Annotated in this window: 15 protein-coding genes and 1 pseudogene; 3 read left to right on the top strand and 13 right to left on the bottom strand. The window is 70.4% G+C overall.

From position 1 onward, the window contains the following. On the bottom strand, nt 1-914 hold a 914-nt coding region (rlmN, locus tag VF330_RS00720), incomplete at its 3' end, for a 23S rRNA (adenine(2503)-C(2))-methyltransferase RlmN (protein ID WP_330849485.1). A 197-nt stretch (nt 915-1,111) separates the two neighbouring features. On the opposite strand from rlmN, the gene VF330_RS00725 reads away from it, so the two are divergent. Beyond that, nucleotides 1,112-1,507: a PadR family transcriptional regulator gene (locus tag VF330_RS00725; protein WP_330849486.1), complete on the top strand. Its 396-nt coding sequence runs from the start codon at nt 1,112-1,114 to the stop codon at nt 1,505-1,507. Between the two features lies 1 nt (nt 1,508). Here the strand turns inward: VF330_RS00725 and VF330_RS00730 are convergent, their stop codons facing one another. From VF330_RS00730 to VF330_RS00740, 3 genes are read right to left on the bottom strand one after another with little or no spacing between them, the layout of a single operon-like run. Beyond that, entirely contained in the window at nt 1,509-2,486 is a 978-nt protein-coding gene (locus VF330_RS00730; protein WP_330849487.1) for an aldo/keto reductase, read from the bottom strand. A gap of 17 nt (nt 2,487-2,503) precedes the next feature. After that, nucleotides 2,504-3,292 carry a GNAT family N-acetyltransferase gene (locus VF330_RS00735; protein WP_330849488.1) on the bottom strand — a complete coding sequence of 263 codons (789 nt, stop codon included), beginning with the start codon at nt 3,290-3,292 and terminating at the stop codon, nt 2,504-2,506. An 8-nt stretch (nt 3,293-3,300) separates the two neighbouring features. Continuing rightward, nucleotides 3,301-4,044 (bottom strand): class I SAM-dependent methyltransferase, encoded by a 744-nt coding sequence (locus VF330_RS00740; protein WP_330849489.1) that lies wholly within the window; start codon nt 4,042-4,044, stop codon nt 3,301-3,303. Nucleotides 4,045-4,138: 94 nt separating this feature from the next. Here VF330_RS00740 and VF330_RS00745 point away from each other — a divergent pair, with 94 nt between their 5' ends. Continuing rightward, a complete protein-coding gene (locus tag VF330_RS00745) occupies nt 4,139-4,957 on the top strand; it encodes a VOC family protein (RefSeq protein ID WP_330849490.1) in 819 nt (272 codons plus the stop codon). A 3-nt stretch (nt 4,958-4,960) separates the two neighbouring features. Here the strand turns inward: VF330_RS00745 and VF330_RS00750 are convergent, their stop codons facing one another. The 5 genes from VF330_RS00750 to rpsB all read right to left on the bottom strand — a co-directional run bounded on the left by VF330_RS00750 (nt 4,961) and on the right by rpsB (nt 9,051). After that, on the bottom strand, nt 4,961-5,815 hold the full coding sequence (locus VF330_RS00750) for a phosphatidate cytidylyltransferase (protein WP_330849491.1): 855 nt from the start codon (nt 5,813-5,815) through the stop codon (nt 4,961-4,963). A gap of 70 nt (nt 5,816-5,885) precedes the next feature. Further along, nucleotides 5,886-6,443 (bottom strand): ribosome recycling factor, encoded by a 558-nt coding sequence (frr, locus tag VF330_RS00755; RefSeq protein WP_330849492.1) that lies wholly within the window; start codon nt 6,441-6,443, stop codon nt 5,886-5,888. A gap of 61 nt (nt 6,444-6,504) precedes the next feature. Beyond that, entirely contained in the window at nt 6,505-7,215 is a 711-nt protein-coding gene (gene pyrH / locus VF330_RS00760) for a UMP kinase (protein WP_090096004.1), read from the bottom strand. 127 nt (nt 7,216-7,342) lie between these two features. Further along, a complete protein-coding gene (gene tsf / locus VF330_RS00765; protein ID WP_330849493.1) occupies nt 7,343-8,158 on the bottom strand; it encodes a translation elongation factor Ts in 816 nt (271 codons plus the stop codon). A gap of 71 nt (nt 8,159-8,229) precedes the next feature. Next, nucleotides 8,230-9,051, bottom strand: coding sequence for a 30S ribosomal protein S2 (gene rpsB / locus VF330_RS00770; protein ID WP_330849494.1), 822 nt, complete (start codon nt 9,049-9,051; stop codon nt 8,230-8,232). A 375-nt stretch (nt 9,052-9,426) separates the two neighbouring features. Here rpsB and VF330_RS00775 point away from each other — a divergent pair, with 375 nt between their 5' ends. Then, the gene (locus VF330_RS00775) at nt 9,427-9,897 is read left to right on the top strand and encodes a peptidoglycan DD-metalloendopeptidase family protein (RefSeq protein ID WP_330849495.1); all 471 of its coding nucleotides are present in this window, start codon (nt 9,427-9,429) and stop codon (nt 9,895-9,897) included. A gap of 508 nt (nt 9,898-10,405) precedes the next feature. On the opposite strand, the gene VF330_RS00780 is transcribed toward VF330_RS00775, so the two are convergent. The 4 genes and pseudogenes from VF330_RS00780 to VF330_RS00795 form a co-directional block, all read right to left on the bottom strand. Then, the gene (locus tag VF330_RS00780; protein ID WP_414675311.1) at nt 10,406-11,359 is read right to left on the bottom strand and encodes a FliA/WhiG family RNA polymerase sigma factor; all 954 of its coding nucleotides are present in this window, start codon (nt 11,357-11,359) and stop codon (nt 10,406-10,408) included. A gap of 31 nt (nt 11,360-11,390) precedes the next feature. Beyond that, complete coding sequence (locus VF330_RS00785; protein WP_330849497.1) at nt 11,391-12,368, bottom strand: tyrosine recombinase XerC; 978 nt, start codon at nt 12,366-12,368, stop codon at nt 11,391-11,393. Between the two features lie 348 nt (nt 12,369-12,716). Then, on the bottom strand, nt 12,717-13,799 hold the full coding sequence (gene dprA / locus VF330_RS00790; RefSeq protein ID WP_330849498.1) for a DNA-processing protein DprA: 1,083 nt from the start codon (nt 13,797-13,799) through the stop codon (nt 12,717-12,719). A 660-nt stretch (nt 13,800-14,459) separates the two neighbouring features. Further along, nucleotides 14,460-14,703, bottom strand: a pseudogene (locus tag VF330_RS00795) (ATP-binding protein); the annotation flags it as partial.

Consider the following 14,703-nt stretch of genomic DNA (forward strand, 5'->3'; position numbering starts at 1 on the left):
TGCTTGCGCAGCTTCTTGCCGAGCAGGTCGGCGCGCCAGCCCTGGTCGTTGATGTCGCGGATCAGCGCGTACTCGATCGACACGCGGCGGCCGGTCTGGTCCGCGTAGCCGCGCGCGGCCTCCAGGACCTCGGACACGTCCCAGCGCGTGTTGACGGGCACCAGCGTGTTGCGCAGCTCGTCGTCCGGGGTGTGCAGCGACACCGCGAGCCGCACCTGCAGCTTCTCCTCGGTGAGCTTGCGGATCGCCGGCACCAGGCCGACGGTCGAGACCGTGACGGTGCGCTGGGAGATGCCCAGGCCGTCCGGTGCCGGGGCGGTGATGCGGTGCACGGCCTCGATCACGCGCTTGTAGTTCGCGAGCGGTTCGCCCATGCCCATGAACACGATGTTCGACAGCCGGCCGGGGCCGCCGGGCAGGTCGCCGTCGCGCATCGCGGCCGCGCCGAGGCGCACCTGGTCCACGATCTCCGCGGTCGACAGGTTGCGCTGCAGGCCGCCCTGGCCGGTCGCGCAGAACGGGCACGCCATTCCACAGCCCGCCTGCGACGAGATGCACAGCGTCGCGCGGTCCGGGTAGCGCATCAGCACGGACTCGATGAGCGTGCCGTCGTGCGCGCGCAGCAGCGTCTTCGCCGTGGTGCCCTCGTCGGTCGTGACCTTGCGGACGACCGTGAACAGCGGCGGCATCAGGTCGGCGACGAGCTTGTCGCGCGTGGCGGCCGGGATGTCGGTCATCTCGGCCGGGTCGACGGTCAGGCGGCTGAAGTAGTGGTTCGACAGCTGCTTCGCCCGGAACGGCTTCTCACCCAGTGCCGCGACGGCGTCGGCTCGTTCGGCGGGTGAGAGGTCGACCAGGTGGCGCGGCGGCAGGCCGCGCTTGGGCGCGTCGAAGACAAGGGGAAGCGAGGTCATAGCACATCTAGTGTCCCACGAACTTCGGGCACACAAGACCGTTGCATCGCGATAGGTTCCGATATATCGTTAACGACATGATGATGAGACCACACCACAGAGATCACCACCACCGGCATCGCCACGGTCCTTTCGGGGGCGGCGGGCGAGGCGGGGGCAGGGGCGGCCGCCAGCGGCGCGGCAACGTCCGGGCGGCCGTGCTGTCGTTGCTGGCAGAACGGCCGATGCACGGCTACGAGATCATCCAGGAGATCGCCAGGCGCACCGGCGGCGCGTGGAGCCCGAGCCCCGGCTCGGTCTACCCGACGCTGCAGATGCTCGCCGACGAAGGCCTCGTCTCCGCTGAGGAAGAAGGAGGCAAGAAGCTGTTCACCCTCACCGAGCACGGCAGGGCGGAGCACACGGCCCCGCCCTGGCGCGACATCGACATCCAGCTCGACCCGGCCGACGGCGAGCTGCGCACCGCGGTCCGGCTGCTCGGCGCCGCGATGGAGCAGATCTCCCACGCGGGCACGCCCGAGCAGAAGACGCGCGCGGCCGAGCTCTACACCGAGCTGCGACGCAAGCTCTACGCCATCCTCGCCGAGGAGTGAGCTACCACCGGTCGTGCACGTGCGGCCGGATCAGTTCGTCGTACACCGCCGTGACGGCCTCGGAGTCCACGGGCTCCAGCGCCGCGGCACCCGAGTTGGCGCGAGCCTGCTCCACGTTGCGCGCACCGGGGATCACGACCGTGACACCGGGCTGGTCGACGATCCAGCGCAACGCGAACTGCGCCATCGTGGCGCCCTCCGGCACCAGCGGCCGCAGCCGTTCGACGGCCTCCAGGCCGACCTCGTAGGGGACCCCGGAGAAGGTCTCGCCGACGTCGAACGCCTCGCCGTTGCGGTTGTAGTTGCGGTGGTCGTCCGCGCCGAACGTCGTGTCCGCCGTGTACTTGCCGGTCAGCAGCCCGGACGCGAGCGGCACCCGCGCGATGACCGCGATCCCCGCCTCGGCCGCCGCCGGCAGCACCTCCTCGAGGGGCTTGAGCCGGAACGCGTTCAGGATGATCTGCACGCTGGCCACGTGCGGACGCCTGATCGCCTCCAGTGCCTCCTCGACCTTCTCCACCGACACGCCGTAGGCAGCGATCCGCTGCTGCTCCACCATTTCGTCCAACGTGTCGTACACCTCGTCACGGCTGTACACGGCCGTGGGCGGGCAGTGCAGCTGCACGAGGTCCAACGTGTCGACGCCCAGGTTGCGGCGGCTCCGGTCGTTCCACGCGAGGAAGTTCTCCCGGTTGTACCCCTCCGTGGTCTGCTCCGGCAGCCGCCGGCCCATCTTCGTCGCCACGAAGACGCCGTCGTCCTTGCGCTCCTTCAGGAACCGCCCGACGAGCGTCTCGCTGCGACCGTCGCCGTAGACGTCGGCGGTGTCGAAGAAGTCGACACCCGTGTCGGCCGCGGCGTGCAGCAGCGCGAGCGCCTCGCTCTCGTCCACCTCGCCCCAGTCGGCCCCGAGCTGCCAGCAGCCCAGCCCCACGACGCCGACCTGGCGGTTCAACCTGCCTGCGATTCGCTTCTCCACGAACCGAGCCTAGCCCGCTACCGCGCGTAGTTCAGCGTGCGCGCGTACGGCCGGAAACCCAGGCTCTCGTAGAACTTCTCCGCTGCCCCACCGTGGAACGGGTACACGATCGCCTGATCGGCGCCCAGGTCACGCAGCGCGCGCATCGCGCCGTAGCAGACCGCCGCACCCAGACCCGTTCGGCGGAAATCCGGATGCGTCCCCACCGGTTCCAGCTCACCCACGCGGTTGTGGTCGTCCAGCCAGATCAGGCACTTCGCGGCGAACCGCCCGTCCGGCGCCTCCACGACCCAGTCGAGGTCCGCCCGGTACGGCCAGGCGGCCATCACGGCGCGGTAGCTCTCCTCCGTCAGCCGCGACGGGTGCCACACCGCCTGGTGCACCTCGACCCGCCGCGCCAGGTCGGCCTCGGTGATCGACCGGACCGTGAACCCCTCGGGCACCTCCACCTGGGGCAGTTCGCGCAGGTCGTGCGTCATGAACACCTGGTACTCGCCGTCCTGCCGCGCGTACCCGTGGCGTTCCAGAGCGGCGACCAGGTGCTGTTCGGCGTCGAGGATCATCACCTCGCGGTCGGGAAAGCGCTCCAGCACCTCGTCGGCGAGGTCGGGGTGCGCGGGGTCGACCTGGAGGTAGAGGGTCCTGCCCTGCCTCTCCCACGCCCAGGCGGCCACCTCGCCGTCGCGCTCCCACAGCTCCCGCTGCCACTCGGACTCGCGGCCGGTGTGCTGGAACCGTTGCCAGGCAAGGTCTCCGACGTGCCAGTTGGCGCTGTGCGACCACAGCCGCCGCGTGAGACGTTGCATCTCACGGATCACACGATCAGTCCCTTCGGCTTGCGGCGCACGTGCAGCCGGTAGCCGACGGGGAAGCTCAGCCCGGTCACCGACGCGATCGCCCGCTCGGCGACCTCGGCGGAGAACTCTATGCGCAGCACGGACTCGAGGTCCTCCCGATTTTCGAAGCGCCACTCCGCGGTGACGCGCCGCAGCGAGAACCCGTTGTCCGCGAAGAACTTCTCGACCACCAGCGGGTCGTAGCGCGGTTCGTCGGCCAGCAGCCACGGACCGTACGGAGCGGCCGTGCCGTCGAGGTCGACGATCGCGAGCGCGCCGCCAGGGCGGAGCACGCGGTCGGTCTCGTGCAGCCCCGGTTCGCAGCCCGGCCCGAAGAAGTAGGCCGTCCTGGCGTGCACCAGGTCGGCGGAGGCGTCGTCGAGCGGCAACCGTTGCGCGGGGCCGGAGACGACGCGGGCGTTCGGCAGCCCTTCCACCCGGCGCTTGGCACGCACGACGAGCGGCGGGTGCGGTTCGACGCCCGTGACGGACTTCGCGGTGCGCGCGAAGAACGGCAGGTGGAAGCCGTCCCCGCAGCCGACGTCCACCACGTCCAGCCCGTCGAGCGGACACTCCTCGCCGATCGCCGACCAGATGGCACCGTGCACGTCCTGCGCGCGGTTCTCGACCTCGTAGACGTCGGGCCAGTGCCAGATGTTCGGGCTCGGCACGACGTCCACCGGGCGCACCGCGTTCAGCGCCGCCCGCACGATTCCCCTCACCACCACACTGTAAGACCTCGATTTGCCCGCGACTGTACGAATTCGTCCGGTCACGGCGTAGCGTGATCGCATCTCTGTCCTGCAGGAGGCGTCCGTGTCGATCGCGCCCAACACGCCCCAACTGGCTCCACTGCTCAGCGGAAGTCCGTGCTGGGCCGAGAGAACCGTCGACGACCTCAAGGGCGCGATCGAGTTCTACACCGGCCTCTTCGGCTGGCACTACGCCGACGACGACGGCTACACCGTCGCGATGGTCGACGGTGTCCCCGTCGCGGGGTTCCCCCAGGGCGAACCGGAGCCGTGGCGGTTGTACCTGGTCACGCCCCATGCGCGCGCCACCGCGGAGAAGGTCTTCCACCTCGGCGGGGCCGTCCTGCGCAACCCCGAGGACGGCCCCGACCACACGCAGAGCACGGTGATCGTCGACCCGACCGGCGCCGTCGTCGGCTTCCGGCACGTGCCGCCGGACTGGCGCTTCGGCATCGCGGGCCACGGCGCCTACGCGTGGGCGGAGCTGAACACCCGCGACGGCGCGGCGGCGGACGAGTTCTTCGGCGAGCTGTGCGGCTACGACATCACGCAGATCGGCGACGGCCAGCGCCTCGACTACGCCTCGTACTCCATCGAGGGGACCGAGGTCCTCGGCCGGCAGAAGATGGGCCGCGAGTTCCCGTACGGGGAGCGTTCGCACTGGATGGTGTACTTCAACGCCGCGCCCGAGATCGGCATCGACTCCGTGGCGTACCGGGTGCTGGAGCTCGGCGGCCGCGTGACCGTCGAGCCCTACGACACCCCGTTCGGGCGCATCACCGTGGTCGAGGACCACGCGGGCATGGCGTTCTCGGTGATCGACCCGTCCCGCGTGATCGAGGCCGAGCCGCGCTCCGAGGTGGACGACCCGTTCGACGACTAGCCGTTACGGGATGAACAGGTGCAGCAGCAGCCAGGAGGCGACGGCGGACGGCAGCAGCGAGTCCATCCGGTCCATCAGTCCGCCGTGGCCGGGCAGCAGCGTGCCCATGTCCTTGATGCCGAGGTCGCGCTTGATCAACGACTCGACCAGGTCGCCCGCGGTGGCGGTGACGACGAGCGCGGCACCGAACAGCGCGCCCTGCCACCACTGGCCGTCGAGCAGCGTCGTGACCGTGATCGCGCCGCCGACCACACCGGCGGTCAGCGAGCCCGCGAAGCCTTCCCAGGACTTCTTGGGGCTGATCTTGGGCGCCATCGGGTGCTTGCCGAGGAAGACGCCGGCCGCGTAGCCGCCGACGTCGGACAGCACGACGCCGATGATGAACGCGAACACGCGCCCCACGCCGTCCTCGGGAACGACCAGCATGGCCGCGAACGCCGCGAACAACGGCACGTACGCGATGGTGAACACCGACGCGCTGAGGTCGCGCAGGTAGCCGTCCGAGCCGCCCCGGAACCGCCAGATCATGCACACCAGCACGGTGACCACGAACGCGGTCATCATGCCGGAGCGCTCCAGCGGCCAGGACAGCCAGAGGATCGCCTGGCCGCCGATCAGCGCCGGCCACAGGGCGACGGTGATGCCCGCCTTCTTGAAGGCACCCGCGATCTCCCACGTGGACACCGCCACGGCGGCCGCGACGATGCCGATGAAGGTCTGCCGGACGGTCAGCAGCGACAGGATGATCACGGCGCCGAGCCCGACACCGACCAGGATCGCCGCGCGCAGGTCACGTCCCGCACGCGACGGTTTCGAGGCGGGCACCTCCGCGGGACTGCCTGCCACTGGTGCTCCCATCACGACCTCCGCCCGGCCTGGGCTGCTACGACGCCTGCGGCGAGGAGGCCGGGCGAAACCAACGGGGACATCAGACTTCGAGGAGCTCGGCTTCCTTGTGCTTCACGAGCTCGTCGACCTGCGCGACGTACTTGTGAGTGAGGGCGTCGAGCTCCTTCTCACCGCGGGAGCCGTCGTCCTCACCGACCTCGCCGTCCTTGACGAGCTTGTCGATCTCTTCCTTCGCCTTGCGGCGGACACCGCGGACGGAGACGCGCGCGTCCTCGCCCTTCTGCTTCGCCACCTTCACCATGTCCCGGCGGCGCTCCTCGGAGAGCTGCGGGATCACGATGCGGATGATGGTGCCGTCGTTGCTCGGGTTGACGCCCAGGTCGGAGTCCCGGATCGCCTTCTCGATGGCGTTCAGCTGGCCCGCGTCGTACGGCTTCACGACCGCCATGCGCGCCTCGGGAACCGTGATGCTCGCCATCTGGTTCAGCGGGGTCATCGAGCCGTAGTAGTCGATGTGGATCCGGTTGAACATCGAGGGAGTCGCACGACCGGTTCGGACGGAGGAGAGGTTCTCCTTCGCGACCGAAACCGCCTTTTCCATCTTCTCCTCGGCGTCGAGGAGGGTCTCGTCGATCACGACTGCTCCTTGCTCTGCGTGTTCGTGCCCAATTCCCGGTCCTGGAGAGATCCCACCAGGTCTAGAAGGCCGGACGGCCACCGGGGGTGCTCACCAGGGTGCCGATCTTCTCACCACGCACCGCCCTGGCGATGTTCCCCTCGGTGAGGAGGTTGAAGACCAGGATCGGCATGTTGTTGTCCATGCAGAGGCTGAAGGCCGTGGCGTCGGCGACGTTGAGGCCGCGTTCCAGCACCTCGCGGTGGGTGATGTTGTCGAACATCAACGCGTCCGGGTCGATCTTGGGGTCGGCCGTGTAAACGCCGTCGACGGCCTTGGCCATCAGGACGATCTCGCAGCCGATCTCCAGCGCGCGCTGGGCGGCGGTGGTGTCGGTGGAGAAGTACGGCAGACCCGCGCCGCCACCGAAGATCACGACGCGGCCCTTGTCGAGGTGGCGCATCGCGCGGCGGGGGATGTAGGACTCGGCGACCTGCGTCATCTGGATGGAGGTCTGCACGCGGGTGTCGATGCCGTGCTCGCGCTCGAGGAAGTCCTGCAGCGCCAGGCAGTTCATGACCGTGCCGAGCATGCCCATGTAGTCGGCGCGCGAGCGGTCCATGCCGCGCTGCTGGAGCTCGGACCCGCGGAAGAAGTTGCCACCACCGATCACGACGGCCACCTGCACGCCGGACTTGTGAACGGCCGCGATCTGCTTGGCGACTGTCTGCACGACGTCGGGGTCCACACCGACACCGCCGCCACCGAACATCTCGCCACCGAGCTTGAGCATCACCCGGTTGTAGCCGTGGCTACCTTCTTCGCTCACAGGTCCTCTCCTCGCACCCTCAAGAGCAGCAGTCGTCTGGACATGCTGAGGGCGGGGTCGCTGTTGTGCCGCAACCCCGCCCTCATCGCAATCAGCTCTGGCCGACCTCGAACCGAGCGAAACGGGTCACCGTCACGCCGGCCTCGTCCAGAAGAGCCTTGACCGTCTTCTTGCTGTCGGTCACGGAAGCCTGCTCGAGGAGCACGACGTCCTTGAAGAAGCCGTTGACGCGACCCTCGACGATCTTGGGGAGCGCGCCCTCGGGCTTGCCCTCCTCGCGAGCGGTCTCCTCGGCGATGCGGCGCTCGTTCGCGACCAGGTCCTCGGGGACCTCGTCACGGGAGACGAACTTCGGGCGCATCGCGGCGATCTGCATCGCGGCACCCTTGGCGACCTCGGCGTTGTCGCCGGTGTACTCCACCAGCACGCCGACGGCCGGCGGCAGGTCCGCGGCACGCTTGTGCAGGTAGACCGAGACGGTGCCGTCGTAGTCGACGGCCTTGGCCAGCTCGAGCTTCTCGCCGATCTTGGCGGAGAACTCCTGGACCAGCGCGTCCACGGTCTTGCCGTCGACCTCGACGGCCTTGAGGGCCTCGACGTCGGCGACCTTGTTGGCCTTGGCGAGCGCGACGATGTCGTCGGCCAGGGCGATGAAGTCGGCGTTCTTGGCCACGAAGTCGGTCTCGCAGCGCAGCTCGACCATCGCGCCGTCCTTGACGGCCACGAGGCCGTTGGACGTGGTGCGCTCGGCGCGCTTGCCGACGTCCTTGGCGCCCTTGATGCGGAGGATCTCGACGGCCTTGTCGAAGTCGCCGTCGGCCTCGTCGAGGGCCTTCTTGCAGTCCATCATGCCGGCGGCGGTCAGCTCGCGGAGCTTCTTGACGTCCGCGGTGGTGTAGTTCGCCATCGTTTTCCTTCTGCGATGTACGCGCTTCGGTCACGAGGTGCCCGCTGGTCGCGGGCACCTCGTGGGGGAGATCAGGACTGGGCGGGCTGCTCGGCCGGGGCCTCGGTGGTGGCCGGGGCGAGGAGCTCCTGCTCCCACTCGGCCAGCGGCTCGTCGCTCGCGGGCTCGGGCTTGTCCTGGCCCTCGGCGGCGTCGCGGCGGCCACCGGAACGCTGCACCAGACCGGCGGCGGCGGCCTCGGCCACGACCTTGGTCAGCAGAGCGGCCGAGCGGATGGCGTCGTCGTTGCCCGGGATCGGGTAGTCGACCTCGTCCGGGTCGCAGTTCGTGTCGAGGATCGCCACGATCGGGATGTTCAGCTTGCGAGCCTCACCGACCGCGATGTGCTCCTTCTTGGTGTCCACGATCCACACGGCGCTGGGCACCTTGGACATGTCGCGGATACCGCCGAGCGTGCGCTCCAGCTTGTCCTTCTCGCGGTTCATCATCAGGATTTCCTTCTTGGTGAAACCCTGGAAACCACCGGTCTGCTCCATCGACTCGAGCTCCTTGAGGCGCTGGAGCCTCTTGTGGACCGTCGAGAAGTTGGTGAGCATGCCGCCCAGCCAGCGCTGGTTCACGTAGGGCATGCCGACGCGGAGCGCCTCGTTGGCGATGGCCTCCTGCGCCTGCTTCTTGGTGCCGATGAACAGGATCGACCCGCCGTGCGCGACCGTCTCCTTGACGAACTCGTAAGCCCGGTCGATGTAGGTCAGCGTCTGCTGCAGGTCGATGATGTAGATGCCGTTGCGCTCGGTGAAGATGTAGCGCTTCATCTTCGGGTTCCAGCGCCGCGTCTGGTGCCCGAAGTGCACGCCGCTGTCGAGCAGCTGCTTCATGGTTACGACGGCCATGGCCGGTTCGCACCTCATCTGTAGGACGCGCCAGGTCTCGCCTCGGCACGTCGTTCCGGTTGACGCCTCCGGCCGGAGTCCGGCCTTCAGCCCTGGTGCCCCCGCCGCCGCCCGCACCCTCGGAGGCATCTCTGCACCGTCGGGACCGTCGGACGTCGTGACTCGACCTCGCTGGGACCAGCCGGGTCGGATCTGCGTTGGCACGCGAAGTCGCCCCGCGCACAGACGGGACGCGCCCGAAAGTCTACTCCCCACCCCGGACAAACTTCGAATCGCCCCCGGCGCACCCAGCGCAGTTGTCCACAACCGGCGAGTAATCCACAGATCCCCGCCCACCCGTGGTCCCCCACCAGCCCCCGGAGCACCGTGGAACCCGTGCTCCTCTCCACCGCCCTGGTCCTGGCGACCCTCGTGACCCCGTCCCCGGCCCGCTACTCGTGGCCCCTGCCCCCGCCGCACCCGGTGGTGCGCGCGTTCGAGGCGCCCGCGACCCCGTTCGGCCCCGGCCACCGGGGCGTCGACCTGGCGGCGGCGGCCGGCACCGCGGTGCTGGCCGCGAACGACGGCTCGGTCGTCTACGCGGGCGCGGTGGCCGCCCGCACGCTGGTGTCGCTGGAACACCGGGGCGGGCTCCGGACGACCTACGAGCCGGTCACCCCGGCGGTGGAAGCCGGCCGCCAGGTCCGCAGGGGCGAGGTGATCGGCCACCTCCAGGCGGGCCACTGCGCCTCGCCGTGCCTGCACTGGGGCGCCCGCCGGGGCCCGGCCTACCTGGACCCGCTCCGGCTCGTGTCGTCCGGCCGGGTCCGCCTGCTCCCGCTGACCGCACCGGCCAGGGGCGGCTAGGGCCACCGTGCCGCGCGGGCACCCCGGCTCGTCCCGCTCGGCACTTCCCGCAGGGCGCTCCCCGCCGTCCGGACGGCAGGGGGAACGGCGCGACCCCGTCGCGCGCCGAGAGCGCCCGCCAGGTGCCGGGAGGCGGCGAGGTCCCGTCTCCCGGCGCCGGCGAGCCCTGCGTGATCGCCGACCCCCGGTCCGAACGTGGTCGAGCCGGTGGGCAAGCGCTGCTCGAGCACCGTCTCCCGCCAGTCGCCGTGGACGATGAGGAAACCGAGAGCCGGTGGCGCACCCGGCCTGCTCACTTTCGGGGACGCTCCCGCATCACCCACCCGGTGATGCCCGTTCGGGCACACCGCGTGCCGGGTGATTTCAGCCGCCACCCGATCGAGTGAATTAGCCCCGACAGGTACCGGAGAGGAGGTTCTCGACGGCGAATGTGAGGCACGCACGGTTTCCCGGTGCGATTTTCGGCAGCCCGCCACCCGCCGGGTCGCGGTGGGGTGAGGAGGCGCGGTCAGGCCTCGGACTGCTCGTTGAGCTTGGTGCGCAGGCGCAGGACGGCGCGGGTGTGCAGCTGGCAGACCCTGGACTCGGTCACGCCGAGGACCTTACCGATCTCGGCGAGCGTCAGGTTCTCGAAGTAGTAGAGGGTCACGACGACCCGGTCGCGTTCGGCGAGCTGGGCGATGGCGTCGGCCAGCTGACGGCGGCCGTCCTGGTCGACGAGGCTCGCCACCGGGTCTTCCGCGGCGTCGTCGGGCAGCGACTCGGCCAGCGAGGAGCCGCCCTTGTTCGGGGCGATCAGCTCGTCGAGCGCCACGACGCTGGTGAGCTGGAGCTGGCCGTACAGCTCGCGCAGCTCGGCCAGCCCGATCTTGAGCTCTGCGGCGAGCTCGCGGTCGGTGGGCGTGCGCTGCAGCTTGGCGCCGAGGCGTTCCAGGGCTCGTTCGACGTCGCGGGCGCGGCTGCGGACCGAGCGCGGCACCCAGTCCTGGGAGCGCAGGTCGTCGAGGATCGCGCCGCGGATGCGCTGCATGGCGTAGGTCTCGAACTTGAGGCCGCGTTCCGGCTCGAACTTCTCGATCGCGTCGACCAGGCCGAAGATGCCGGACTGGATGAGGTCGGCCACGTCCACGTGGGCGGGCAGACCCGTGCCGACCCGGCCGGCGACGTACTTGACCAGCGGCGCGTAGTGCAGCACCAGGCGGTCGCGCTGCCCCTGGTCGCGGGACTGGCCGTAGCTGCGCCACAGCGCGACGATGCCGGCCTCGACGTCGTCACCCGACCGGACGTCCGCACGCGTCGCACCGGCCTGCGTCACCGCGGGCTGGGCGGCCGCGGGCGCGCCGTTGACGTGCGTGTCGGCACCGGGCTCTGAGCCCGCCTCGGTGCGCGGCGCGCCGTTCTGACGGTGCCCGTTGCTCGCCTGCTTCGAAGCCGGTGCGGGCAGGACGGGGTCAGGGGGCACGGTCGCCGTACGCGATCCTCCCCCTGCGGCGTCAGGAACGGGGGTGGGTTCGGTCATGGATCGCCTTCAGCCGTTCGACAGTGACGTGTGTGTAAAGCTGAGTCGTTGCGAGCGTAGCGTGACCAAGCAGTTCTTGGACGGTGCGCAGGTCCGCTCCTCCTTCCAGCAAATGGGTCGCGGCGGAGTGGCGCAACCCGTGCGGCCCGATGTCCGGCGCGCCGGACACCTCGGCGACGACCTCGTGCACCAGCGCCCGGACGGCTCGCTGGTTCAGCCGGCCACCCCGGGCACCGAGGAACAGCGCCGGTGGTGAATCCGGTGCCACCAGGGCGTTTCGCCCCTCGTCCAGCCACCGCCGCAGTGCTCGCTCCGCCGGCACGCCGAACGGCGTGCTGCGTTCGCGTCCACCTTTGCCCAGAACCCGAATCACCCTCAGGGAGTAGTCCACGTCGTCGAGATCAAGGCCACAGAGCTCGGCGACGCGGACACCTGTGGCGTACAGCAACTCCACCACGGCCTGATCACGCAGCGCAACCGGATCGCCCTCGGACGCGCCAGAGGATACGGCGGCCATCGCGTCCTTCGCCTGGTCTTCGCGCAACACGGACGGCAACGTCCGGTGCGGCCTCGGCGCGGCGAGCCGGGGCCCGGGATCCGCCGCCAGATGCCCCGCGCGATGCGCCCACGCGGTGAACGCCCGCGCGGCGGCGGCCCGGCGCGCGAGCGTCGTGCGGCTGACGCCGGCAGTGCGTTGCGCGGCAAGCCATGAGCGCAGGTTCGTCAGGTCGATCCGCCCGATGTCGGCCTCATCAGGACTATTCCCGGCGACATGTCCGAGCAACGCCACCACATCACCCACATACGCGCGCACGGTGTGTGGCGAGAGATCACGCTCCAGCGTCAGATGCCGCTCGTACAGCCGCAACGCCTCCGAAACTCCGGCGGGCAGTTTTTCGCGCAGGCGAACGAGATCGACACGACGTGTCCGACCATGCGGCGGCGGGGACATAGGCCAAGACGCTGCGCCAGTCGGGGCGATTGGTCAAGTATCGCCACACCCCCGCGCCATTTGAGAGCGCTCTCATGATCGCGGGACCGATAACGTTTCCACTCGCTGTGACGACCAAGGGTGCGACAGCCCGCACAGATCACCTTTCGGAGTAGTCACCGCAGCCACGATCACCGTCCGAACAGCCGACAAATCGCCCCGCCGACACCGAGGCCCGCCGAGCCTCGCCTGGGGCGGCGATCCCGGTCCTTCACGCACCCCGGCCCCCGCTCAGTCGGCCGAGCCGCGCCGGACAGGACCGGAACACGTTCCTGCCACCACAATCAAGTCCACAGTGGACTGTCCACGTCACCTCACCTCCAGCTTCTGCCAGCCGCCGTCGACCCGCAGGGCCAGCCCGGCGAGCTCCAGCTCGGGCAGCAACGCCCGGACCCGTTCCAACGGCACGCCGGACTCGACCGACACGACCTCGTCGCTCACCCCGCACCGCCTCCCCAGCGCCTCGTAGACCCGCATGGCCTCCCCCTGCGGCGCCCCGAGCGCACTGTCCTTCTCAGCGGGCTCGGTGGCGAGGTCGTCCCCGAACCGCCCGACCGACTCGACGACCTCGGCGACCGAGCTGACCGACACCGCCTGCCCGTCCCGCAACAGCTCGTGGCACCCGGCCGAACTGGCCGACGTCACCGGCCCCGGCACCACCATCAACGGCCGCCCGAGAGCCAACGTGATCGCGGCCGTGTTCTTGGCCCCGCTGCGCCGCCCAGCCTCGACGACGACAGTCCCGCCACCCAACGCGGCGATGAGCCGGTTGCGCGTGAGGAACCGGTGCCGCGCGGGCGTGACCCCAGGCGCGTACTCGCTGACGACCAGCCCTTCCCGCGAGATCTTGGCGAGCAACCCCTGGTGCCCGGCGGGATAGGCGACGTCCACCCCGCACGCCAGCACCGCGACCGTCAGCCCACCACCGCCGAGCGCACCGCGGTGAGCAGCCCCGTCGATGCCGTAGGCGGCACCCGACACCACAGCCACCCCGGCCTGCGCCAACCCGAACGAGAACTCGCCGGCCACGTGCTCGCCATACCCGCTGGCGGCCCGGGACCCGACCACGGCGACAGCCTTCTCAGCCGCCTCGCCGAGGTCGTGCGGCCCCCGCACCCACAAGGCGAGCGGCTCGCCCCCACACCGCCCCGCGGCAACACCCAGCGCGACGAAGGGCCACCGGGGCCACTCGTCGTCCTCGGGGATGACGAGCCGCCCACCGACCCTGGCAATCCGCTCGAGGTCCTCACGGGCTCGCTCCTCGGTTCGCCGCGCCGAAGTCTGGCTGGCCACCGAGGGCGACACCTCGCCCGCACGCACCAGCTCGGCGGCCTCCACCGGACCGACCTGACTGACGAGCGCCGCCAACGCCGCCGGGTAGGGCTCGGCCACGCGGGACAGGTAGGCCCTGGCCAGCCGAACGGCACTGAAGGACGGCGCACGTCGGATGGGTGGCGCAGCTTGGACGGGCGCGGTGCGCGGGTCAGATGCGGCCTGGGGATCAGGCGGAGTGGAAGAAAGGGGTGGGGTTGAGGAAAGGAGTAGAGCGGAAGCGGGAGTGGGCGAGGCCGGCGAGGTGAGGTCCGGCGCGGCGATTGGAGCGGGCGGCGTGGACTCGGTGGGCGTCGGCTCGGCGATTGGGGACGGTGTCTTGGGCTGGGCGAAGGGTGGGGTGGGGTGCTCGGTCACCGGAACCACCACCAGGGCAGCCAGCGTTGCCACGGGTCCGGGCGCCACGGGGTCGGTGGGCTGACACCGGAGGAGCGCCTTCGGACTGTGCACGGCAGGGGCAGGCCGACGGGCGTGGGCGATGCGCACGAGGCGGCGAGAAGTGGGGTCATGGTTGGGCTCCTCGGGTCGACGGTGGGGGTGAGCGGGCCGCCCGCTGGGGAAGGGGCGAGCGGCCCGCTCCTGACCGGACTCGGGCCTGTGAGGAGGCCGGTGTCCGGGGCGGTGGGTGAGCGGGCGCTCGCGGGGGTGGGGCGAGCGCCCGCTCGGCTGGGCCGGGCTCGGAGTCGGGGCTTCGGTGCTCCGAGGCCCGGCGGCTTGGGGTCAGAAGGTCGTGGAGCGGCGTTCGCGGAAGCTCAGGGCCGCTGCCACGTGGTCGGAGGTGGGGCGGTCGGCTTCGGCCAGGTCGGCGAGAGTCCAGGCGACTCGCAGGCAGCGGTCGGCTCCTCTGCCCGTCAGGGCGCCGGTGGCCAGGGCCCGGTCGAGCAGGGCCGTGGTGGGGCGGGGCAGGGCGAACTCGCGGCGCAGGGCCGGGCCGGGGACCTGGGCGTTGGTGGGCCAGGTGTGG

Source organism: Lentzea sp. (assembly GCF_036380075.1).
Lineage (GTDB): Bacteria > Actinomycetota > Actinomycetes > Mycobacteriales > Pseudonocardiaceae > Lentzea.